Origin of the sequence: Algoriphagus sp. Y33 (assembly GCF_014838715.1) — a bacterium.
Taxonomy (GTDB): domain Bacteria; phylum Bacteroidota; class Bacteroidia; order Cytophagales; family Cyclobacteriaceae; genus Algoriphagus.
In genome coordinates, this window is the sequence record NZ_CP061947.1 from 5,792,235 (window position 1) to 5,815,748 (window position 23,514).

General features: G+C 41.2%; 20 protein-coding genes. 14 read left to right on the forward strand and 6 right to left on the reverse strand.

Annotated features, from left to right (window positions below):
• Nucleotides 1–2: 2 nt before the first annotated feature.
• Genes ID165_RS23870 through ID165_RS23890 form a run of 5 tightly spaced genes read right to left on the reverse strand, consistent with a single transcriptional unit; the run spans nucleotide 3 to nucleotide 9,816 of the window.
• A complete protein-coding gene (locus ID165_RS23870; RefSeq protein ID WP_192347898.1) occupies nucleotides 3–1,565 on the reverse strand; it encodes a hypothetical protein in 1,563 nt (520 codons plus the stop codon).
• 2 nt (nucleotides 1,566–1,567) lie between these two features.
• Nucleotides 1,568–5,713 carry a protein kinase gene (locus tag ID165_RS23875; protein ID WP_192347899.1) on the reverse strand — a complete coding sequence of 1,382 codons (4,146 nt, stop codon included), beginning with the start codon at nucleotides 5,711–5,713 and terminating at the stop codon, nucleotides 1,568–1,570.
• Nucleotides 5,698–7,080 carry a restriction endonuclease subunit S gene (locus ID165_RS23880; protein WP_192347900.1) on the reverse strand — a complete coding sequence of 461 codons (1,383 nt, stop codon included), beginning with the start codon at nucleotides 7,078–7,080 and terminating at the stop codon, nucleotides 5,698–5,700. Before ID165_RS23880 ends, ID165_RS23875 begins: the two co-directional genes overlap by 16 nt.
• On the reverse strand, nucleotides 7,061–9,094 hold the full coding sequence (locus ID165_RS23885) for a class I SAM-dependent DNA methyltransferase (protein WP_192347901.1): 2,034 nt from the start codon (nucleotides 9,092–9,094) through the stop codon (nucleotides 7,061–7,063). Before ID165_RS23885 ends, ID165_RS23880 begins: the two co-directional genes overlap by 20 nt.
• Nucleotides 9,094–9,816, reverse strand: a complete 723-nt coding sequence (locus ID165_RS23890) for a DUF6577 family protein (RefSeq protein WP_192347902.1) — start codon at nucleotides 9,814–9,816, stop codon at nucleotides 9,094–9,096. The genes ID165_RS23885 and ID165_RS23890 overlap by 1 nt, the downstream gene beginning before the upstream one ends.
• Nucleotides 9,817–10,358: 542 nt before the next feature.
• Here ID165_RS23890 and ID165_RS23895 point away from each other — a divergent pair.
• From ID165_RS23895 to ID165_RS23955, 13 genes are all read left to right on the forward strand, one after another.
• Complete coding sequence (locus ID165_RS23895) at nucleotides 10,359–10,754, forward strand: single-stranded DNA-binding protein (protein WP_192347903.1); 396 nt, start codon at nucleotides 10,359–10,361, stop codon at nucleotides 10,752–10,754.
• A gap of 46 nt (nucleotides 10,755–10,800) precedes the next feature.
• Nucleotides 10,801–11,868: a DUF932 domain-containing protein gene (locus ID165_RS23900; RefSeq protein WP_192347904.1), complete on the forward strand. Its 1,068-nt coding sequence runs from the start codon at nucleotides 10,801–10,803 to the stop codon at nucleotides 11,866–11,868.
• A gap of 65 nt (nucleotides 11,869–11,933) precedes the next feature.
• Entirely contained in the window at nucleotides 11,934–12,323 is a 390-nt protein-coding gene (locus ID165_RS23905; RefSeq protein WP_192347905.1) for a hypothetical protein, read from the forward strand.
• A 20-nt stretch (nucleotides 12,324–12,343) separates the two neighbouring features.
• A complete protein-coding gene (locus ID165_RS23910) occupies nucleotides 12,344–12,889 on the forward strand; it encodes a PRTRC system protein E (protein ID WP_192347906.1) in 546 nt (181 codons plus the stop codon).
• A 29-nt stretch (nucleotides 12,890–12,918) separates the two neighbouring features.
• Nucleotides 12,919–13,137, forward strand: coding sequence for a PRTRC system protein C (locus tag ID165_RS23915; protein ID WP_192347907.1), 219 nt, complete (start codon nucleotides 12,919–12,921; stop codon nucleotides 13,135–13,137).
• Between the two features lie 76 nt (nucleotides 13,138–13,213).
• Entirely contained in the window at nucleotides 13,214–14,299 is a 1,086-nt protein-coding gene (locus ID165_RS23920; RefSeq protein WP_192347908.1) for a hypothetical protein, read from the forward strand.
• Entirely contained in the window at nucleotides 14,296–15,009 is a 714-nt protein-coding gene (locus tag ID165_RS23925) for a PRTRC system protein B (RefSeq protein ID WP_192347909.1), read from the forward strand. The genes ID165_RS23920 and ID165_RS23925 overlap by 4 nt, the downstream gene beginning before the upstream one ends.
• Complete coding sequence (locus tag ID165_RS23930) at nucleotides 15,006–15,809, forward strand: PRTRC system ThiF family protein (protein WP_192347910.1); 804 nt, start codon at nucleotides 15,006–15,008, stop codon at nucleotides 15,807–15,809. The genes ID165_RS23925 and ID165_RS23930 overlap by 4 nt, the downstream gene beginning before the upstream one ends.
• Nucleotides 15,810–15,828: 19 nt before the next feature.
• Nucleotides 15,829–16,116 (forward strand): hypothetical protein, encoded by a 288-nt coding sequence (locus ID165_RS23935; RefSeq protein WP_192347911.1) that lies wholly within the window; start codon nucleotides 15,829–15,831, stop codon nucleotides 16,114–16,116.
• 350 nt (nucleotides 16,117–16,466) lie between these two features.
• Nucleotides 16,467–17,378: a DUF1837 domain-containing protein gene (locus ID165_RS23940; protein ID WP_144603940.1), complete on the forward strand. Its 912-nt coding sequence runs from the start codon at nucleotides 16,467–16,469 to the stop codon at nucleotides 17,376–17,378.
• Nucleotides 17,375–19,948, forward strand: a complete 2,574-nt coding sequence (locus ID165_RS23945; protein WP_144603939.1) for a DEAD/DEAH box helicase — start codon at nucleotides 17,375–17,377, stop codon at nucleotides 19,946–19,948. The genes ID165_RS23940 and ID165_RS23945 overlap by 4 nt, the downstream gene beginning before the upstream one ends.
• Before the next feature lie 49 nt (nucleotides 19,949–19,997).
• Complete coding sequence (locus tag ID165_RS23950; RefSeq protein ID WP_186300000.1) at nucleotides 19,998–20,279, forward strand: hypothetical protein; 282 nt, start codon at nucleotides 19,998–20,000, stop codon at nucleotides 20,277–20,279.
• Nucleotides 20,280–20,430: 151 nt separating this feature from the next.
• Nucleotides 20,431–21,357, forward strand: coding sequence for an abortive infection family protein (locus ID165_RS23955; protein WP_144603938.1), 927 nt, complete (start codon nucleotides 20,431–20,433; stop codon nucleotides 21,355–21,357).
• A gap of 9 nt (nucleotides 21,358–21,366) precedes the next feature.
• Here the strand turns inward: ID165_RS23955 and ID165_RS23960 are convergent, their stop codons facing one another.
• Complete coding sequence (locus ID165_RS23960) at nucleotides 21,367–21,663, reverse strand: hypothetical protein (protein ID WP_144603937.1); 297 nt, start codon at nucleotides 21,661–21,663, stop codon at nucleotides 21,367–21,369.
• A gap of 136 nt (nucleotides 21,664–21,799) precedes the next feature.
• Between ID165_RS23960 and ID165_RS23965 the strand changes: the two genes are divergently transcribed.
• Nucleotides 21,800–23,479, forward strand: a complete 1,680-nt coding sequence (locus tag ID165_RS23965) for a DUF6035 family protein (protein WP_192347914.1) — start codon at nucleotides 21,800–21,802, stop codon at nucleotides 23,477–23,479.
• Nucleotides 23,480–23,514: the final 35 nt, after the last annotated feature.

Sequence of the window (23,514 nt, forward strand, 5' to 3'; positions counted from 1 at the left end):
TTCTACTGAGCATTTAATTCATACCGTGGTCTAATCCTTTGTAGGATATAGGCATCACTTAGGTCATTGTAAAATCCTATCTGCCTTAGCTTTAATTTGAAAGCTTCTACGTTTTCTTTAAAAGCAAGGTGTGTGTTGAGGTCAGCATCAGTGAACCGATCTTCTGACAAACCATTAATGACTAGTCCATAGCGATCACGGATATTTTGAATTAGCTCTTCAATGGAGAGCGTTCTGGTTTGAAAACTGGAACCGTCTGATTCAAGAACCAATATTTGGACAAGTGTTTCCAATAACCTTGTTCCCAAAACATATCTTCTTGGATGCTTTCTGCCCCGCCCTTGAGCTAAAAAGCCTCTTTCATTATTCTTCTGGGATAAGTTGTCAAAAAGCTGCATGTGGTAGCGGAATTGATAATTGCCTCTGGCTTTCAGGATCAATTCAATGTATCGATCAAAATAGGTATCTTCATACTTGACCATATCACTGATTAGGTCCTTATCTTCCTCATCAAGTGTACTGTAAAGATTGTCCCATTGAGTTTCGAAGTATATCTCGAAATCCTGTGGTTTTTCTTTTAGTAGCTCCAGAGCCTTGCGAAGATTGTCCGAATTGGTTTTGTCAAGTTTTAATCTCCTCAGAGCCGCATTGATCTGGAATGTGGCTTTGATATAGTCATAGACATTATTAGTTAATGTTTCAGCATCCTCTGCTGAAATACGGGCAATTTTACTTTCAAAATCATCTGTGGCATCTACTACAATATTCCAATCAGCTCTAATCGAATTATTGCCCTCTTCAACCATCCGAGGTAGGGTGTGAATTAGTTTCTGAATGTAGATGGAAAGGTGAAATGATGTAATAGTCTTGAAATAATCTATTAAGACATTTCTAGGGATTAGTCGCTTGTAAACCAATAATCTCCGCACATCATCACAAAAGAGTTCCGCTTGACCCTGGAGCAGTGGTTGAATCTGATTCAGGCTTGAACTGCTTTCCAGAAATCCGGGCTTTACATTTTTGATGATGTGCAGTAGTCCCAAACTATCTACATCAAGATGGTTCCCTGAGTTTATTTTACTTGTTGTCTGATCCCAACCCTCCATTAAGAAACTTTTCAGGTCTTCACGCACGGTTGGGTTAGCACTTAGCATTAAATAAACTTGATCGGCTGTATTATAGTCCCTGGTGTTGGCTGCATTTCTGACTCTATAACTTTCGAGGTGGATTGGCCTCAAAGAGGATATTTTCTCTTTGTCAAGATTTCCCCGATAAACCATATTGACTAGATTGCTACGCATCCATAATTCCGCAGCGTCCGGATTATCATTGAATCCTTTAATTGAGCCTTCTTCCTCGAGTTTAGAGAAAACCCTCTTCAATGTTTCCAAATCGATAAATGAATTGCTTCCCGCCCGTGCTCGTTGTTTTGGTCTTATCCCATTGTGCTTGAGTAGCATAAAGAGATTTACCAATGTATTGTCAATATTCACGGCTTTTGCATCAGCTGTGAAAATCAATTCATTGCGAAAAAGGCTTTCGTCTTTATTTAATTTTATGGCCATATTTATACTTCCATAGGTTCTATGTAGAGACGGCTCTGTTCGTCTTTACTGATTCTATAAAACTCTAAATTGTCGCTGGTTACCACTACCTCTTTGTAGGTTAGATTTTCCAGCAGGTTCTTGAATATGATCAGTTCAATGAACTTCCCTCTCAAGTCATTGAGTGAAGGACTGAATCCTTGCTGTATGAAATAAAGCATCTCGTACAGATCAAGTGAAATGGTAAGCTTGATGTGTTTTTCGGTTTTGTGCCGGAAGGTCAAACTGTCTGGTTCATATTCCAGGTATTTTACCAAATGATCCGTTCTATTGACAAATAGCTCAAAATCGTTGAGGTCGAATAGCCTGAATGACTTACTGTATGGGTCTCGGATATCTGTTGATGCAAGCACTAAATGATCTTTATCTATACCGGGATTGTCACACCCCTCATTCAATGAAATGGCTCTGGAAATGCTGGCTTTTGTTTTTGTGCTTTCATCTCCCTTGGATAAGACTTTCACAAATTTGAATACCGAATGATAAGGTAGTCGAAGGAGATATGAGGGGAATTTGGCCTCCTCTGTTTCTGAGGTTGCAGGCACATAGCCGTTTTCAACAGACAGTAGCTCTGACTTACCTTCAAAATATTGATGCCTGATAAATACCTTTTGAATTACTCGTGTTCTTTTGATCAAAGTTCCGTCTTGCTCATGGGCTGGAACCCAAATCTTATTGTTGGTAAACTCATCAATTAGGGTAAACTCACGATCCGAAAATTCCAGGTACTCATTGGCTTCATGCTGGCCGAAGAATAGATCCCTGTCTTTATCGGGTATAGCTACTTCACCAATATCAGTTTCCCTTAACAATTTGATCAGGCGATCTTGATTGCCTGAATCATTCACAGCAAGGTTGGTAATATTGAAGTAATAATATTGCCAATAGCTTTCAGGCTTATTTTCGCTGGCCTTCACCAATTGTTCAATATCTGAACATTCATGATCTCTGGTGAGTGTGAATGCAATGAACGAACGCAAATCACGCATGGTAATGTGCAGTTCACGCTTGAGGCTGGCTGTTCTCAACAGCCACTCCATACGAGTAATTACTTCTTCACCAGACGCTGAGTCATTAAAGGAATCTACGTTGTACTTGATAAAGCACTTGCTTGCCAGTGGGCATGTTTCACATTTAGCCCAAAGGTCTTTTTGAGTTAGAGCTTTTAACTGACTTCTAAAAAGGCTGGGTTCCTGATTATCCTGAGCTGCAACAGACCTTAGATTTAGATTGATAATCATTAAGCCTGATGGAAGCTCGTGATGCCCTTCGTTATAGAAGTAGTTTTCTATGGTGTCATGAAGCGTTTTGTGCTTACTTGTGGTCTTTAGAAACTCCACCAAACGGCCTTCATTGATGGCAATGATTCGACCTTCTTTCGATTCATTGTAATTGGACAGTTCCGCAAACGGTTTAAAGAAACTCTCCAGTACTTCATTATTCGCCCGTTGATCTTCATCTTGAGAACCATCATAGTTACTTTCAAATTGAACACCATTTATCTTAAACCTTGCACCATTCTTGTGATCATGGGTATTGAGAGCTGTCACTGACTTATCATGCTCAATACGTTTGATGAATGCTGTTTTTCCATCTCCGGCATTTCCGGTGATGATCAATAGTTTGTATTTGCCATCAAGAATATCAGGCAATAGTTTTTTATCAAGCTTGGAAGGGGTATAGGTTAATCGGTCGTACTCGCTAATATTTTCGCTGGCACGTGTTCCGAAATTACCTCTTTTGGACTGGCTATATAATGAGTTGATATATTTGATAAAATCGCCTTCTTCATCTGTGGTTTCTATAGTTGGAGAAACTGTTTGGGTTTCCTGTAAAATATCATCCTCGCCAATTGCCAGTAAAGCATCCAGCATTTCCTGTGCATTGGAAAATCGCATTGCAGAGCGAGGGTTTATGGCCCGACTTAAAAACTGAGCAAATGCATCTGAGATCCTTGGTTCAAATTCTTTCGGATTGACCGGATCAATACTAAGGACTGGCATTTTCTTAGGTGTCCAGGGGTATTGTTTGCAGATCAATTCATACAGTGTAATACCTAAAGCAAAAGTATCTGCGGACTTGTCCCAGTTGACTTTATATCCGTCTGCAATAAGATCAGGAGCCAAATAAGGGTTTGTACCAACAAAATCTTGATTGTCATCTACAAAGGAGGCTACATTGAAATCAATGAGAACAAAGCGTTTCTCATTGTCCCAAATGATATTTTGAGGCTTTACATCCCGGTGTAGAATAGGTTTGTCCAGGCTTTGCATGGAAACCAAAGCACTTAGGATGTCTTTGGCTATTTGATATACCCGGTAAATCGGAAGTTTTGCATCTGTCCTGGAATAGGTGCTCAGATTTTCACCTTCCAAAAACTCCATTAAGGTGTAAAACTGCCCGTTAGGTGTTTCACCATTCCAAACGAATTTGACAATATTGTGATGTTCTAACCCTATCAGAGCATTGTATTCATCAATTACTGAATTTGCATTTACGCTTTCATGAAAGAGTTTCAAGGCATAGTATTTTCCCTGAAGCTGGTGCTTTACCTTAAAAACTCTTGAATAGCCACCTTTACCAAGAATCTGATGAATGACAAAATCTCCTATCTTGTCTCCAACTTTTAGTTCATAGATGTCGGCAGGTTGAGTTGTTGTTGTATTTGTAGTCCGCTTGGATGGAACCTCACTATCATTTTCCTTGAGAGCATCTTCTATGAACTTGGTAACTTGTTCAATACTATCAATTCTTTGAAGGTCATCTGTGAGAATGGTTTTGTGACAAAGTTCATCCAACCATTTCGGCAATGCTTTATTGAGCGAGGTTGGCAGTTTATCTGCAGGTAGTTTCCCACCCATCTTATCAAGATCATAAGGAGTCTTGAAAGGTTCCTCACCCGTGAAAAGCCAATAAATGAGTACCCCAAGCGAATAAATATCTGAGGCACGTGAGGCATCACCAACGGTCAATTCCAATGGGTGGTAAGGCGTGGCATTTGATTCGTTGATAGTAGCCATTACCGTGTAGCCCTGTTGGTTATGATCGGTAAAGTAAGACTTCCCGAAATTGCCTAGATAGGCATAACCGCTGCTCATGTAAATGTTATCGGGATTTATATCCCTGTGAAAGATGTTTTCTTTATGAGCTTCTTTCAATGCGGCCATTACATTCCTAATGATGCTCAGCTTTTCTTGAAAGGTAAAGGTTTTGGATCTGGCTTCAGCTCGCAGGGAGTTCTCATCCAAAAAATCTGAGATTTCATAGAACTGATGGTTTTCTTCATCAATTTTAAACTCTACGTTCAGGATGAATGGTTTCGCCTTGATCTTATGGAGGGCCTTATATTGATTTTTAATTGTCTCCTCACGTTTCTGTAGTTCTGGTTGAGAAAGTCCTGCAACCTGAAGTGAATACTCTTTTACCCTTTTGCGGATAGAGGAGGTAACTCCTTTGGGCTTTACTAGGTACTCTGTAAAGTTGGGCTCCTGCTGGAGTATTTCTATTATTTCATAGCCTACTACTTCACGTTTTTCATCCGGTCTTTTTTTACTTTGGCTTCCATCAAGAAACTTTACAATATCCTTGTAAATATCTGCAATGTCATCTTCTGATTTTCCTACCTGTTGCGGGTCATTGAGGTAATTAATCAGCTGTTCATTCAACTGGAAAGTGAGCTTACCCGCTTCCTGCCACAGAGTAGGAACGTAAGTATTAGGATAAGATAGGGTAACCATATTCTGAACCCACGCTTTCGCCCATGAAGAATCCTGTTCTTTAAGTTTGGAAGCTAAAACTGCTGTTTTTTGTCTTCCTGTTTTTAATGGATTTTGTCTTTGATTATCATTGACGTACCAATAGTTGTCATCTCCTTCGATCCGTCCTTTCCAGTCTTTATTCTCAACGTTGTAAATGGCATGGGGGGTGACTATCAACAAATCATATTCCCAATACTGTGTCCGGTTGTTTCGGGGATTTGTGGAGGCTAGCTCCACATTGGGCACCAGATAATAGCTATCTGGCAAGTTTACCTGCAAGTAATCCAGTAAACGCTTTTCTCCGGCATTCACAACCGAATCGAAATAAGGTGGTACTATGATTTTTGCCATGATTCAATTTCATTTTCTACTAATTCGATTGCTTCGGTTTCCTTTAAATATGCTGTATCAAAAAAGTCACTTAGTGTTTTTACTTTTTGATCCAACTCAGATAAAAAGTTCTTATCCATTAAAGTTGCAGGAATTGGTATCCTCTCTATATACGTGCTATTTATAACTTCTTGAACTGAACCGTACTTTTGAAATTCTATAAGCTTTTGACCGTAATAAGATTTTAAAAAAATGTAGACTAAGCCATGATAGTTGCTAGATGGTTTCACTCTAATCATATGATCATCAATGAAAGTATTATTCATAGATTTGTTTATCCGTACAACATTCCCAACGGTACCTGTTCTGGAAATCAATACCCATCCTTCTTTAACCTGTAATTTCCTATAGGAATCATTTTTTTTAAGTGACAACCAAAAATCAGTTTCTGGTTTTAACTTTCCCATTGATGTGCTTTTGTAAAGCGGATTTCCTTTTGTGGGAGTACCTTTTATTTGTTTCTTTCCAAAAAGAATAGGATGAAATACCTCTGATAATTCACTGAGAAGTTTATGGTCAATCTTAATTATTTCATCATTTATTAACCTTCCTAAACTCCAGTTATAGGGTGCATCTAGTCGTTTTTCGTATTGAAATAATTCCTTTATGTTTCGGGAAGACGATGGTTCCTTTTTAATTCTACCAAGCTCTTTAAGTACCCTTTGTTCTACATCTCTAGTTGCTTCTTTCAATAATTTGTTAGCCTCAACACGAAGGTGGGAGGACTCAGTAATTAGCGTATTTATTCTATCCTGAAGTGTAATTGGCAATACCGGTACATTTATTCCTTTTACATGATCTGGCTCAATGTGTTTTACAACACCTCCATAACCGGCTTGTGTTAGTAATCCATAACCATATTTTGAAGAAAGAAATGCATACAAATAGCCTGTTTTGACTTTTTCTTGTTTGAGATATACCCTTACCAAGTCATCTGTACCAATTTTCTTTTCATGATCTTCAGATGTTAGTAAAACCTTTCCGAGTGTGCCAGATCGAGTTATTAAAATCCAATTCCTTTTAAGCTCTAATTCCTTTAGGTATGAGGAATACCTCTTTGATACATATTTCCCAGTTTCAAGATCAGCTTTAAATAAATCTGACGCTGTATAAAACATATAGCCATGCTCTGGAGAAGAAACGTAGACTCTTTTATGAATATTTCCCTTATAAAGGTTTAAAGATTCATCCTCTATGGTTGTTAATTCATAGGGACAGAATTTTTCAATTAACCTTTTTGTTTTTACACCATCACTAAGATGAAAGGGAGCATCCAACCTGAGGTCAGATTCCGAAAGCCAAGAACTTTTAACCTTTAATACCTTCATAGTCTTTCCGCTTTAAAAAATCCAGATAAGATTCTGCAATCTTTGGAAGATCGTCATCCAACCGCTTTAGCTTTTCTCTGCGGATTTTCACTTCTAAATTGCCATCCTTTTTATGTACCACATATTGAGTTTCTGAATCAAAAAGAATTTCTGCACCATCTTCGTCACGTACATAAATCGGGTTTCCTCTGCGGTCTTTTCCCAGCCTCTCAGCAATGGCCATAAACACCTCATAGTCTTCTGCAGTGTCCTGAGCGAGTTGTCTTTCCATTTCTGTTTTTCTCTGTAAAAAGAGCAATGAAGCCTGTACACCTACCTGAGGTAAAAACGCCTCCACAGCTAAGTCAACAGAAGCAAGGATTTTGAACTTGTCCAATATCCACTCCCGAACAGGAAGGGTATTTGGGTTCCCTAATATTCCATCAGGCAAAACAATGGCTACTTTACCTCCAGGCTTCAAGAAGTTGTAACACGCTTCAATGAATAATACCTCCGGGGCATCACTGTACTTGGATAGGAAATACTGGCTAGCGATTTCCGGTTCTACCCTCACTTTCGCTCCAAACGGAGGGTTGGTAAAAATGATGTCGAATTTTTCACGAGCATCATTCCCATAGCGGCTTTCAATGTCTTTCATTTCAGAAAGGCTCTTACCAATAGCTCCTTGAATTTTTTCAATCTCAGCAGGATGTTCCCAATTGGGATAGGCAAGGGAATTTACATGGAAGATATTTGCGTGTCCATCACCCGCCATTACCATGTTCATTCGGGCTGCCTTTTTCAGGTCAGGGTCAAAATCAAAGCCGAAAATGCTGCGCTCTGCATAATCTCTAACCCGCTCGTTCACTTCCATAGAATTGAACTTCTCAGCCAGTAGTGGTCCGTCTAAATCAGGATATAACTCAGCGGCAATCTGCTTTCTCACGTGATCAAGCACCATGACCAAAAAGCCCCCTGATCCACATGCAGGATCAAGCACTCGGTCATTTTCTGTTGGGTTCATCATCTCTACCATTGCTTTGATGATGTTTCTTGGGGTAAAGAATTGACCTGCTTCTTGTTTCAGAGTGTTGCTCACAATTGTTTCGTAAGCCATACCTTTCACATCGACTGAGGCATCCAGAAATGAATATTTGGCCAATTCTCCTGCAATAAAAGCTAATCCTTTATCAGTTAATCCTATAGCTTCATTTCCATCAAAAACTTCTGAAAATATTTCGTCACCTTTCAGTTCTTCAAATAGCCCTTTGATTCGCTTGGCTACTGCCTTTCGACCTTCTTCCGTATTCTGTTCTTTTACTCCAACCCAAAACTTTCTGCGGTAGCTTTCTTCGGAGGGAATGAACCTGCGTTTCTCATCATAGAGCTTGCAGAAGATGAGGTTTAGCAATTGCCAAAAGGCATCTTTCTTACGGCCTTCATTGCCATAAATATAATCATGCGAACGCTTGAAGACTTTGATAAGGGAGTCATTGGCAGGCTTTCTACTTGAAGATCGATCAGCCCGGTCAAGATCACCCAGTGTTTCTCCTTCGCCTGGGAAATCGGAAAGATCCACGAACTCATAATCAAAGCCCATGGCATCATCTTCCTTTTGTAGGTAGTGGTAACTGGAACCATTTGCCCAAAGGCCAAATTCACAACTTTCCACGGCACCCATAGCATTTTCTAAAGTGGGTTTGACGCCTTTCTTCTTGTCTGTATCCTTTACTTTATCATCCTGAACCACACAGATACGGATAATAAAATCTTGCTCATGTGGTTTCCCTTTCTCAAAAATCACCAATTCAACCTTCTGCCTTTTTGGTTTTCCGGAATCTGGATCGGTATATTGGATGGCGAAATCACGCTCCATGTCAGCAAGGTCAAAACCGTACTCTTCATTGAGCATCAGGATTATTGATTGCAGGTTGCTTTCCTGAGGCTTGACCTTTTTCACATCACCTGTCAGAATACAAACCAACTGGTTGTCTTCCAATGCTATGTCGTCCTGTTCAATTACTTCTGTGGACATTATTTGATGGTTTTTAATAGTTCGTTAATTTCTTTTCTCTTATCCCTTCTGGAAGCATAGCGTAGGAGCTTGCTCTTATTCACATTGTATTTGGAAAAAGCCTGCTCATACAATTTGCGAATGTCTATCCCAATAGGTTCCAAGTACTGCTCATGCTCAAACCACGCATTGACCAATATACCTTCAATGCTGGGGGATAAGTAGTCGCCTGATCGCTCCGTTGGAGTCTCAGAAATTAAAGCTGTGAGAATGATTGCATCATTCTGGGGAATGAGATAACGGGCAGTTGTTTCCTTGTCTGGTTGCAGGTAAACCTTCTTACTGAAGGATAGCATTTCACCAAATAAAGAATCCAAATGATCTTTATTGAGAGCAAGAAATACCCAATACTTTGAGGTGTTTTCATCACCAATTTCATTCAATAGGATGGTGTCCCATATCACGATTTCACCAGAGTAAATTCCTTTTACACGATTGTATAGTCGTTTGGATTTTAAGCTGAGCTCAGCTGAAAATTCAGGCTTATAATCAAAGGTGTAAAGACCTCTACCTATCTGATAAAGGAGCTTGTCTTTTTTCAGTTGATTTAGTTTCCAGGCTATTGTGCTGCCAGATAAATCGGGAAAATGCTTTTGAAGGGCATCTGTGATGTCTTTCGTGGTAAACTCCTGTTTATCAGAAAAATGACACTTAAGATAATATGTAAGTTCAGTGTTTTTCATTTTCTATGTGACAAATATAACTGATTTTTTAGAATTTCAAAACTTTGGCAGTTTTAATAACTAATTGCCAAAACATTGGATTCAATATGCATTTTAAACTTCCATTCAGAATTTTGAATAAATTGAGAAAATAAATGATTACTAGTCCATAAGTTCACTTCCGGAACAATTCCAGGAGGCATCTCAAAATGGCCTTTGATAATACTTTCAGCAATTCTATTACCTGAAACCTGGCAATAATCACAATAACAGATTTTCAGTTTTTCAATCGAAACGGACAAAAAGGGCAGCGAAGTTTGTGTCCGCATTACTTATGATTTTTTAAAAGCAGCCAAAAGACTACGGCATAATGGATAAGGCTCTGTGCCGCCGCCTTATCCACCCTGCGGGACTTATTCCGTTTCCTTTTGGCCTCCGGCGGACACACTTCCTGTGCTTTCTTTTTTTCCGTTTTTTCTTTTGAAAAACATTCGCTTTTCGGGAGCTGACGGGGTGAAAAAGGAAGCATAAATAACCATTTATTCATTCTAAAACTATTTGTTATGGTAATCACAGGAAGATTGACGGCAGACGCAAATGTCGCAGAACTCAAGGACGACAGGAAAGTAGTAAACTTTTCTATCGCTATCAATGACCGCTATAAAACCAAAGCGGGGGAGCAAAAGGAAGTGACCAACTATGTTAGTTGTGCCTATTGGCTCAACACAACTGTAGTCCAATGGCTGAAAAAAGGCGCATTGGTGGAACTATACGGGCGCATCGGGGTGGATGCGTATGTCAACACCGATGGCAATGCAGTCGGACGGCTGAACTTTCACACCAATAATATCAAGCTGTTGGCTACGCCCAGGCGAAATGGAGGTGCAGTGGAGGAAACAGAAGTTGTAACCCAGGGCAGTAACGGTAACGGGGATGAAAAGGACGACCTCCCTTTCTAATCAACATTTTCAAAATCTATTCTTAAACATTTAAAATTAATATATCATGGCACATGACATTCATTTAGACGAAACGACAGGCAAGCACAGCTTTTTCAGCGTGAAGGAAAAAGCGTGGCATGGGTTGGGGCAAATCGTACAGGACTACCCCACCAGCGCCGAAGCGATACAACATGCAGGACTGGATTACGAGGTGGTCAAATCCCCCTTGTTCACTAAAGGGCAAACACTCTTAGCCGATAACGGTGGATTGGTAACGGGCGATGCGGAACTGGCCGTACCCAATTACTACGCCACTATGCGCACCGATTCCAACACGGTACTCGGCGTGGTGGGCAGGGATTATCACGTGGTGCAGAACCGTGACGCATTTTCCTTTTTCGACAGCATCGTGGGCGGGGAAGGGATTATGTATGAAACCGCAGGGGCGTTGGGCAACGGTGAACGGATTTTCATCACTGCCAAACTGCCGGGCTATATCCGTGTGGGGAGTGACGACCTCATCGAACAATACCTGTTCCTGACCACTTCCCATGATGGCAGCAGGAGCATCACCGCAGCATTCACACCGATACGTATCGTTTGCGCCAATACCCTCAATGCAGCCATGCACCGCAAAAGCAATACGGTTAAAATCCGCCATACATCAGGTGCAAAGGAACGGTTGGAGGAAGCCCATAAGCTGATGGGCATGAGCAATAAATTGTCTATGCAGATGGAAGGCATTTTCAACCAATGGACGAAAGTACGCATCACGGACAGCGAGGTGAAGAAACTGATACAGCTTGCCATGATACCCAATAAGGAGGTGCTGGACAAACTGAAATCAGGCAGGGACGAGGAACTGTCCACGGCTTATAACAACATGGTGGACAAGGTATATGAATACGGCATGTCCAACCCCACACAGCAACTGGACACTACCAAAGGGACGTTGTTTGGCGCATATAATTCCGTAACGGGCTATTTCCAAAATGTGCGCAATTACAAAAACGATGAAGCCAAGCTGAAATCTATCCTATTGGGTGGCACGGCGCAAATCCGTACACAAGCTGCATTTAACCTTTGCACCGATTTCGCCAAATCAGGAGCGGTTGTACTCAACTGGAATTAGGATAAACAACGGGTAGCCCTCTTAAAGGCAGGGCTACCCATTTAAAATCATCAAAACACAAAGACATGAAACCCATAGATAAAATGACCAACAGGGACAAGGCGGAATTGCTACACGGGCTGTTTCCCGAAGAAATACCTGCATTCACGGACTATGTTAAACGGGTATGCCTGACCATAAAAGAGAACGAAGAGGAGGAACGGGCAAAGGGAGAACATGGGATAATAGGTTTTGACTTCTGGTTGCAAATGGTGAACGACACCGAGTACAGGATTGACCGCTACGGGGTGCAACTGCACAAACGGGCAAGGTTGTTCGCAGACCAGTTGTTTGACGGGCAGAACGCCTTATTGATGCAGTATTGCCTCAAATTATATACAGGTGTTCGGAAACACGATAACCAAACATTCACAGATATGGTAGGGGCACTGTTCAAAACGGATAAAATTAAATGACTAATCAAATTCATAAAATAATGGAAACTAATTTCTTCAAACAGGTAGCCCAAATGGGCGTAACAGGTGATTTGCAAATTACCATCAGGACAGGGGCGGACGGTAACTGGTTAGTATCGGTACTGCTCAATAACAAAGGTTGCGGGGACAACGCCAAACAGGTGATACCGCCATTGGTATTGAAAGGCAGTGCAGAAGAACTGGACAACGGATTTTTCGGCAGCATTACCCCACCCCTGCAACAGACCTCCGAACTCATGGTGAACATGGAAGCCTACCTCAAGGCGCAGGAGGAAGCCAAAAAGCAATCGGCAATGGAAAAGGAAAAAGCCGATAAAGAGAAGAAAGAAAAAGAGGCGAAGGAAAAGAAATATACCGAGGCGATGAAGAAAGCGGACGAACTGGAAAAGGAGGGAAAGCACCGTGAGGCGTGGATGAAAGTCCCCGATGTATCGGAGTATCCCGAACACGAAGAAACAATCCGCAAACGCAAGTCGGAACTTTCGGCACAGTTCGCACCCGACCTGTTCAGGGCGGATGCACCCGACACCCAAACGGCACAATAATATTTATTCACCTTAAAAATCTTTAGAAAATGTTACTGGCGACACAATTAGAACGGAAATTCAGGATGGAGGACAAAGGGCAGGAAATCATACTTACAGACCCTGATGAAGGGTTAAGCCCCGAAGCGGTGCTGAACTTTTACAGCAACTCATACCCCCTCCTGACAACGGCCACCATAGCGGGGCCCACCATACAGGACGATGCGGTATGGTTTGAATTTAAAACCACCATCGGCACAAAGGGATAGTCATGGCAGGGGAACAAAAACGCCAAAGCCAGAAAGTGGCAAGGCAAATCAGGGAAACGGAAAACTATTCAAAGCAATGGTATATACACCAGTACATAGGGCAATTCGCAGGGGAATTGGACAGGCTGCCCGATGCGGCACAGCTAAGAAAGGACAAGCAAAAGTCCGCACCATTGAATTTGGTGTACATGGTTTTTTAAGCCACCGCTTTCAGCCGCTTCGGGGCGAGAACTCATTGCCTTACAGCAAGGAGGGCGAAGCCTTCCTGCTGTCCTCGTTCAGCAATCTTGCAGCCTTGTACGGCTATGAGCCTATGGACGTATCGGGCGAGCCATTCCCGCTGAACATCTCTGCCCTCTACCGACAAGCAACGGAAATACTTGCCCAAAAGGACAAGTGGGTGGAACTGCTATTGGTTGAAGACGGGGGGCGAATAAGGCTGGCGACCACCAAGTCGGCATCCACGGGCAGCACCCTGTTCTTCCTGCCCGTCTATCCTTTGTGGAAATGGATGTACGGGAAGAAGCACAGACAAGAGATTAACCTCCTGCTGTCCGTCTTCGCTTACCTGCACAACGTAGTGGGCATACCATTTTTCAACGGGTGGACTTACACGGGCAGCCGTTATCAAACTATGCTGGAATGGCTGACCGAGGATGACGGCTGGACGGACTATGAAGAACATGCGGCTTGCCTCTCTTCGGTAAAGGCTGCCATTTATTTCGGGGACAGGCTGCACAAAATAGTTAAGCGCCCTTACCACCTCCATGTGTGGGAGGAGAGATTAGAGCAACTTCCTACAAGTTGCGAACAGTCTATATCCATCCATGAAATAGCGGAACAACTGTACAGGCTGTACCGGGATTATCCGACACGAAGCCTTGCGGATAACATCCATCCTGAACTGCTGCGCCCCAACGAGGAAAACCGCATGACGATGGAGCAGGTCTTTTCCTTTATATGGGATGAACGGGGCTGGCTCGGTCAGAACCTGATGGAAATGGTCTGTGCCGAACTGAATGAATGCTGTGCAGCGGATGAACCCATGGCCATACAGTATTTCGATACACCCCAAAGCGAGGCAACGCACGACCTTGATTTTGAAACAAGGCTATACGACCTGCTGCATGAATTATCAGACATTTTAAGAATGATGCTATGAAGAATATAACGGATAAACTGGATGCTGTTTACCTGCCGAAAAAGGCATTGGTGATTTACCAGTCCCAAACAGAACGGGAAGAGGTGTACGTGGAAGCCTGGGACATAGACAGGCGGGGATGCCCCATTAACGCCCACCCATTGAGTGTCAGGGAAACGATAGCACTTGCTGATTGCCTGAACAGCGCGAGGGAAGTACGGACGGACTACCTCGGATGTGCGGGGCTGTTCCCCGACAAGCTGTTGCAGGTCAACCACTACCGGGGCTTTGCGGTTTGGCAGACACCACCCCAACGGGTGAACCTGCTGTTCACCGAAGGTCTGACCGTCCCCTGCGGGATGGCATCCGTACCCGCCTTGCTGTGGAAAGCAGACAGGGGCAGTCTGTCACTATATGCATTGAAAAACAAAGGCAAACCGAAAGCGGAAACGACATTATACCATGCACCATTTTTCAATGTATATGATAATGGCGGGGTGTGTATGGGTACGGTGGAAACGGATTTTTCCGAAGCGGAAAACGTGGAGCAATTCATACAGCTATGGGAACAGGCGTTCTGGAACAGCTACTTCAGCCACCTCAACGGGGACATCTCTCCTGCAAACTGCAATATCGTGCAGTTGTGGCAAGGGCTGGTAGGAACGGACAAGCCGTTTCCGAATGACGTGTTAATCAAACAGGGTAAAACCATCAAAGACATTTTAGGATGAAGCATAGCATGACAAAGACGGTAAAACAGGCGGCGCATTTTACGCACCCATACCTGCTGAATTCCACCAATCCAGTAACATTGAACCTCATAGGCTGCGGGGGGACAGGCTCACAGGTATTGACCTGCCTCGCAAGGATGCACGTTTCCCTGCTGGCGCTCGGACATACGGGGCTACAGGTGAACGTATTCGATGATGATACCGTAACGGAAGCCAACAAGGGGAGGCAGTTGTTTGCTGATGCGGAAATCGGCATGAACAAAGCCGTAGTACTGGTAAACCGCATCAACCGTTTTTTCGGGACGAACTGGAAAGCTGTACCGTCACGGTATGGAAGGGACTCGCACCGTGATGCCTCTATTACCCTGAGTTGTGTGGATAATGTGGAAACAAGATACAAGGTTGCGGAAGTATTGAAGCCACGGACGGCAGGTGGGAACAGGCAGATGCACCAGCCTATGTACTGGATGGATTTTGGGAACAGGCAATATACGGGACAGGTGATATTATCTACTATAGGTAAAGTGGAACAGCCTTCATCCAAAAAGTACAGTCCCGTTAGTGAACTGCCAATGGTAACGGAGGAATTTAAGCCGTTACTGGATGAAGCGGACGGGGATGATACGCCAAGCTGTTCGATGGCGGAGGCGCTGGCGAAGCAGGATTTGTTTATCAACTCCACGCTGGCACAGATGGGGGCATCACTGCTGTGGCAACTATTCCGTGAGGGGATGATTTTCAACAGGGGATTTTTCCTAAATTTAAAGGACTTCAGGTCGCAACCGCTTAAGATAACCTAGCTTATATAATTTTTGAACTATGGAAAGAATGAAGCTTTATGCCTGGATACTGATAGTCGCAGCTTTGGTCATCCAGTACTTTATAGCCAGGAGAAGGTTTAACCGCAGAGGTGTGGGTGGATTGCAGCATTACAATAGCTTTGAAAAGGCAGTAGTCACGGGAAGCCTTGAGAAAGCTGGTAAATGGATCAGCATCCTGATGCTGGTCTCAGGGCTGGTGATTTTACTCATGCTTTGGACCGATAAGAAACTGGTAGAAAAAAACAGGGAAAAAGTACCCACAGAACAAACAAGGGACAGCCGCTAAAATCGGCGGCTCGCAGCCCCTTCCTCATCCTTCGGAACAGGCTGCTCGCATTCAGCGGTTCAGCCACATGCGGGAAAATGAAATCAATATTCATGATGCTGCCAGGCATTTTCCAGCAAGAGACTGGAGTTGATAGTCAAGTTTTCCTTTGATAATGTATGTTCCTTTAGAGTTTTTAACCGCCTGCGCTTTCCTCTTCAATAGGAACAGGAAGGCGTAGAAATTTCAGGATAAATCTCTCGTTTGGGAGAAGGGAAACGCTATTGCTCATGAAAGGCTTGAAACTTCGACTGTTAACAAGACAATATTTTTTTATATCTTGACATGGTCTAAATAGCAAATTCATCATTGTGGATTTTAAACCGAGCATTAACGAAAAATTCTTAGAACTTTTTTACCAGGAGATTGAATGTGAAATCCCAGATACTCATTCTAAACTCAATTTGCATATTCTTAAAATAGAGAACAATCAGTTTTGTTATCCCGAGTTAGTTAATAATTTACGAAATCATTTTATTTCATTTTCTTTATCAAGAAAGGAGATTTGCGATTTCGAAAAGGATAAAAGATATGGTGAGTTATATGCCAAAGCAGCGTCAAAGTTCAGAGATTATAGTCAGAATGATGGTGAGGCAGGCGAATTACTTTTATTTTGCTTCCTTGAATCGCATCTGAAAGCACCTAAAATCCTAACTAAATTAGAAATCAAGCTTTCATCAAACGATTATGCCAAAGGTTCAGACGGAATACACCTGCTTGAATTAGCACCTAAAAACTACCAACTAATTTTTGGCGAATCCAAACTGGAACAAAATTTAACTACATCTATTTCCCATGCTTTTAAATCAATACACGATTTTTTGACGAGGAAAAAGAATAACCTTCAAGATGAAATCGGCTTAATTAATTCGCAGTTGTGCAAAGAAGCGTTTGACGAAGACCTGTACCAATTCTTGAAATCGGTTATAATGCCAAAGGCAAACGATACAGACCCTGTTATTAAGAACAACGCCTTTGCCATTTTCGCAGGATTTGAGATTGACCCAACGGATGAAGTAAAGCGATTGAACAACCAGGAGTTTTTGGCTCTGCTCAGATCCCAAATAAAAGCAGAAGTAGAAGGCAAAATGAAACACATTAAAAAGAAGATTGAAGAGTACGAGCTATACAGCTACACGTTTTATGTTTATGTTTTTCCCTTTATGAAATTGGATGAAACACGAAAAGAAATCATCAAGAAAATTACACGAGCAGAAGAATGATAGAACGTTTAGCCAATGAAGTTTTACAGGATGAATACTTTATTTCACTCAATAATAAAGCTGCTAAATTATTGGCCAATAACTTGTTTTCAGAAAACGGAAGAAGCATAAAGTTGACTGAAAAAGAACTAAATGACACTTTGCGCTTTGCCGATATACTTTCTAATTCCAAAAATCCAAAAGCGAGAAATAAAGCCTACCAACTGATTACACTGCTGAATGAAGATTATAATACAAATCCTTACTTTCAGACATTTTCTCATTCGGTATTAGCAAAATTGGGCAACTTTCCCGGAATTGATTTTTTAAGAAATGAAAACAATAGTTCTGAATTACCCTTTGACAGAGAACTTGAAAAGAAAGTGAAGGAATTTATTCAAGCTGTTCCCGATACTGAGGATTTAATTTTTACTGACTCTCAATTTGAGCTTTACAAGAAGATAAGCGGTTCGAAGCATTTTAGCTTTTCAGGCCCTACCTCAATGGGTAAATCGTTCATCATTAAGTCGTTTATTAGAAAGGTAGTTGGTAATAAACCACCTGAAAATATTGTCATCATGGTTCCGACCAGGGCATTGATTAATCAGTTTTCAATAGACTTGAACAAAGAATTGAAAGATGTATTGGAACATTACCAATACTCCGTAATTACCAATTCCAATGTCTCAGAATTACCTTCAACACAACAGCACTACATTTTTGTGCTTACACCTGAACGGCTTTTGAGCTATTTGTCGCAAAAGAAAAATCCTTCTATTGCCTATTTATTTGTAGATGAAGCCCATAAACTTGCAGCAGAAAAGGACGCTCGGGCAGTAACAGCTTATTCAGCCATTTCTAAAGCATTAAGGAGAAACCCTAACTTGAATTTATACTTTTCATCTCCTAATGTTTCAAATCCTGAAGTTTTCCTTAAACTTTTCAAGAAAGATGAAAAGATGTTTTTCAGAACGATTGAAACACCCGTTTCTCAAAATCTGTTCTTTGTAGACTTGGTTGAAAAGAAGGTCACACATTATTTAGATAATGGCAACTATTTATTTGAACCTAAAATAGTAACAAAGGCAGAAACGATTTATGATTTACTTGTTGAAATTGGCTGGAAAGAAAGCAACATTGTGTATTGCAGTTCAAGATTTGATGCCGTTGATAAAGCAGCCAAACTTTTTGAGCAAAATCAGAATAAACAGGTTGCTGTTTCCAAAAATGTAAAAAAGGTAATTCGACAAATCAGAGCTTATATTCACAAGGATTACTACTTGGGAGAATTTCTGGATAGAGGAATTGGCTATCACTTTGGCAATTTACCTCAAATTATCAGAAACAAAGTTGAAGGGCTTTTTAAGGAAAGAGAGATCAATTATGTTTTTTGCACATCAACACTGTTGGAAGGCGTGAATTTACCAGCCAAGAATGTATTCATTCTGAACAATAAAAACGGAAGAAATACCTTTCAACCAATAGACTTTTGGAATCTTGCAGGGCGTGCTGGGCGACTTAAACATGAACTTTCGGGAAATATTATTTGCCTAAAAGAAACAGACAAAGACTGGAAGAAACATGAAGCCTTGTTAGAAGGTGATGCAGAAATAAAACTCAATCCTTCCGTTGAAAACTACATTGACAATAAGTTAAAGAAGATTGAGCAAATCCTGAATGAAAACCCTGACATAAAAGGCGAAACGGAAACCATGAAAGAGATATTGGAATACATAGCCAATATCATAAGCATTGACACACTTGAAATTGAACGAGCCAGTTACAACAGTGAAATTATAAAAAAGCTGATTGCCGACAATAAGGAGTCAATAATTGAATTAGCAAAAAAGAAAAACGGAGAAATTGAAGTTCCTTCAACGGTCCTAAATACCAACAATTCAATCAAACTCAAAATACAGAATGAGATTTTCATTGCTTTAAAAAAGCAGGCCAAGAATCCAGCAGCAATAAAATTGCCAAGTCGGGTGACATACGAAATATGCCAAGAGTGGCTTCATAAATTCTACACAATGTTCCATTGGGCAACAGAGGAAAAGAAGTTTAAATCTCAACACCAACTTGACTATTATGCTGTTCTCATGAACCAATGGATAAATGGCATTCCGTTAAGCCAAATCATCAATGAATCTATCGCTTATTGCAATCGCAAAGGAAGCAAATTAATGGTAGGTTATAAAAACGGCAAACCGTCTTATGAAGTATTCGACAATAGTAAACATCATATTAATGTCCTGATAGGAAACATCATTGATGACATTGAAAGTGTTTTAAGATTCCTATTTGAAAAGTACTTCAATAACTACTATGCAATGCTTGTCGAAATATTAGGAGAGGAAAATGCAGGTGTCAACTGGGCAACATTTTTAGAGTATGGGACTCAAAACTCAATTGTAATTGCATTGCAAAATTATGGTTTATCAAGGCACTCAGCAGACTATATATTCAAAAAATTTAAAGACTGCTTAAAGATTGATGGTGATAAACTGATTGAAATCAACATTATAAAACTAAAAGGCAGGCTTAGTAAAGAAGAGATAGAATTTGATGAAATAAGTTCTATTCTGTTCTAAATCACAGATTAACAATTGGCTTAAATAATAATTCAAATCAACCTCAAAGTTGAAACTGAAATTCGCAATGGAAAGCAGCCCCTTCCTCATCCTTCGGAACAGGCTGCTCGCATTCAACGGTTCAGCCACATGCGGGAAAATGAAATCAATATTCATGATGCTGCCAGGCATTTCCAGCAAGAGGCTGGAGTTTATTGTTTGGTTTTCTCCAGATGAAATAATTATTCCAGAAATTTTGAAACGCCTGCCCCTTCCGCGTGCCGCAGGAACAGGCAGGTGGGAAACCATCGGTTCAGCCACTTGCTCAAAATGCTGCTCCCATCCTTTCTGAAACCCGAATGGCATTTTGAGCAACAGGCTGCGTTTTTTAGTAATTCGCCCTTAACTCTCCAATTTTTTTGAAGCTTACAGTACTAATCAATACCAATGACTGAGTAAAACGAAATAAATTGCACTTTAGTAAATAAAAATCTACCAATTGAATGAGTAAGAATAAAATCACCACAATTACCAGACGAAATATTGCGGATGAATTAACATCAACCAAGCTTTGGTACCATGGCCGTTTAAAGGAATCGGATTTTTTGAACAGGCTTTATAATTTGTCAAAAATGCCGTCTACTGATTATAGGTCTGAATACAATAATGCTTATAAAGATATTCAGCAACATGTAGACAGAAATTCGGATTGGGAGCCGGACTGGGTCTTCACGGATAACCGATTTAATTTAATGCATTGCGATGACTTGACCTATCTCAGGTTTCTAAGGGAAACGCTCAACCCGGCAGTAAGGCCACAGGATGGGAGAACCGAAGAAATGGTTGCCATTTATAATCAATACCTGGCTAAGGATGGCTATGAGTTTTATAAAGCTGATGAAAAGTCGGGAGTGCCCATCTTTGAAGCAAGACTGGTTACACAGGGTCAATCTGATCTCGCCGCTAAAGCCATTGCTATAAAAAAGTACCTGGACACAGAATATGTGAACGGGAAAATCAAACAAATGAATCAAGCTGTTCATTCGGATACTGATCTTGCATTGGGAACCGGTAAGGAGTTACTCGAAACTATTTGTAAGTCTATACTTCAAAACAAGTCTGTTCCTATAGATAAATGCTGGACATTACCCCAGCTTTTAAAAGCAACTACAGCAGCACTGGATTTTAAACCCAAAGCAGCCAGTGACCCCGCAGGAGCCGAAAAATCAATAAAACAAATACTTGGCGGTATCTCCACTATAGTCCAGGGCGTGGCAGAACTCAGAAACGCTTATGGTACCGGACATGGGAAAGCCGCGGACTTTCAAAAACTGGAGTCCGCCTATGCTCAATTATACGTGGGAGTTGTAGCCGAAATTGCGCTCATTTACCTTGCAACCAATGGTGAAATTGAAATAGCAACAAGCTGATACCCCGGATCATTTTGACTGTACGTTTCGGGAATAGTCAAGTAGTTTTGCGCTCAGAGCAGTTAGCCCTGCTTTTTCAAGGCTGTCAGTGATGATGGTTTTGATTTCCTCATTTCCTTCTTCCTTTAGTACCGATGCCAGACAATAAGTGTCGCTGTTGCCCAGGTGGTTCAGGCCTTCACGTAAAACTTCCGTAAATAGCAAGACAGTCTTCCTGGGGATTCTCAAGTCAATTTTCACGTTGTCGTTCATACCCGGTACACTGAGCAGGGTTTCATAGATGGTGTTTAAATTCGAATTGTTCATCATTACATGTTTTTTATTAAGCAAGGAATCTTATCTTCAAATGTAACGAAGGGTGTGAAAAACAGCCTATTTAGAAAATAAACAGGATGTTCACAGGGATAGAAAGCAGACTGTTTTTAAATCCTAAATCCAGGTCATGGTCAAGCTGAACAGGTCAATCAACATAGCTAAAATTAAAGAGACTGGTGAAGTAATAATTGCTGATGAATGTTTCAAAGAAGCAAAGGAGGGTTTCAGGTACCGGAAATTATTTCATGAGAAAGAAATAAGTTTTGAATGTCTTGAATGTCTTGAATGTGGACAGGACCTGAATATTTCCCGTAGCAGTTTAGACAGGGTTTACCTCAGGCATAAGGCTAATCATGAACCCTGTTTTCTCTCCGACAATGAGTTGGAAGATTATCAGCTGGAAGAATATGAAAGAGCTGTGGCGGCAAAAGAAAGTGACCGTCACAAAGAACTGAAATGGAAAATTGGAAACCGGTTAATGCCTGTACCCGGAGTTGAATCGGGTTCCGTTGCAGTTGACAACAAATTTATCGTAAAGGAGGACGGTCGTCGTAAACCTGACGTGTATTGCCGGTTTAAGGGAAAAGAACTGGTATTTGAAATCCAGTTATCCGAACTTTCTTTAGCGTATATTCTAAGCAGGCACAATTTTTATCGAAAACATGGTATCTATCTCATCTGGATATTGGATACCTATGATGTCAAGAAACAGGGGACGAAAGAAAAAGACCTGAAATACCTATCCAGCCACCAGAATTTTTTCAAACTGGATGAATCGGTCCAGGAGTTCAGGTTGATATGCGATTATAAGTTCTCTTTCCTGACTGATGACAATGAACTGTTATCCAAATGGCTGGACAAATCTATATCCCTGCACCAGTTAAAGTTTGAGGAGGTTTCCTGGCAGTCCTATTATTTCGATTTTTCCCGCCAGTTAGCTGAACTGGAAGAGCAACAAAAAATCAAAAGAGACGAAGCTCGGCTTGAAAGAGAGAAAAAGTTATTGGAGCAGCGTGAGAATAATACCAAGGTTAAGATTACCGGCATAGTCCAGGAAATTAAAAGACTAAAAAAGGCCCGGGCTATTGATTTTAGCGAAGTCACAAATGAGATAGAAGGCCTGGACCTACATGAGCTCAAAGCTTTGAATGTTTACCTTGGTTTTAATAACCCTGAGAGATACAAGGTTCCACCGCTTTTTAGTTGGGTTGATGAAGCTGCTTCCATCGGGCCATTTTTTTTGATCTTCATTTTAAGGTGCGCTGAGATTGAATTGGATGTACAAGGTTCAGCTTCCTCCGGAGAATCTTTGTTTACAAAAGTGATTTCTACTTTAAATACGTATAGAGATACTGTGGTAAAGCTTTTGTTTAAACGTGGATATAACCTTACTGAAGCTGACAGGGAAATATACAAGGCGAAAATGGGTATTCAGGGTTCTGACGGACTGATGTCGTACGAGTTTTGCAACAGGCTCACTAACAGGTTACTGGTAGATGATGTTAGCAAACATTTTAAACTGCTTCTTATCTTTGAATCCATTCATCTCGGGCGGGTTACCGGATTTCATTTCGGTGATGATAACTGGGTAGCTTTCGCCAATAACGCCATCGAGTATTATCCAAAATATTGGGCAAGGATCGAATCTGCTTTAAAGCAGTCAGAATTATGGGAAACTTTGCACCAAAAGGATAAAAAGAAGACTTTCCTGAAAAAACTGGAGTCGTGGGAAGCCAGCTCCCCCGTGCAGGCGGAAGATGCTTTTGACGTGGTTTTCGACCTCTTCCCTCATTTTTGTTTTGGGTAAAATCTGAACAGAACTGTCATCTTGTTCCCCTATCA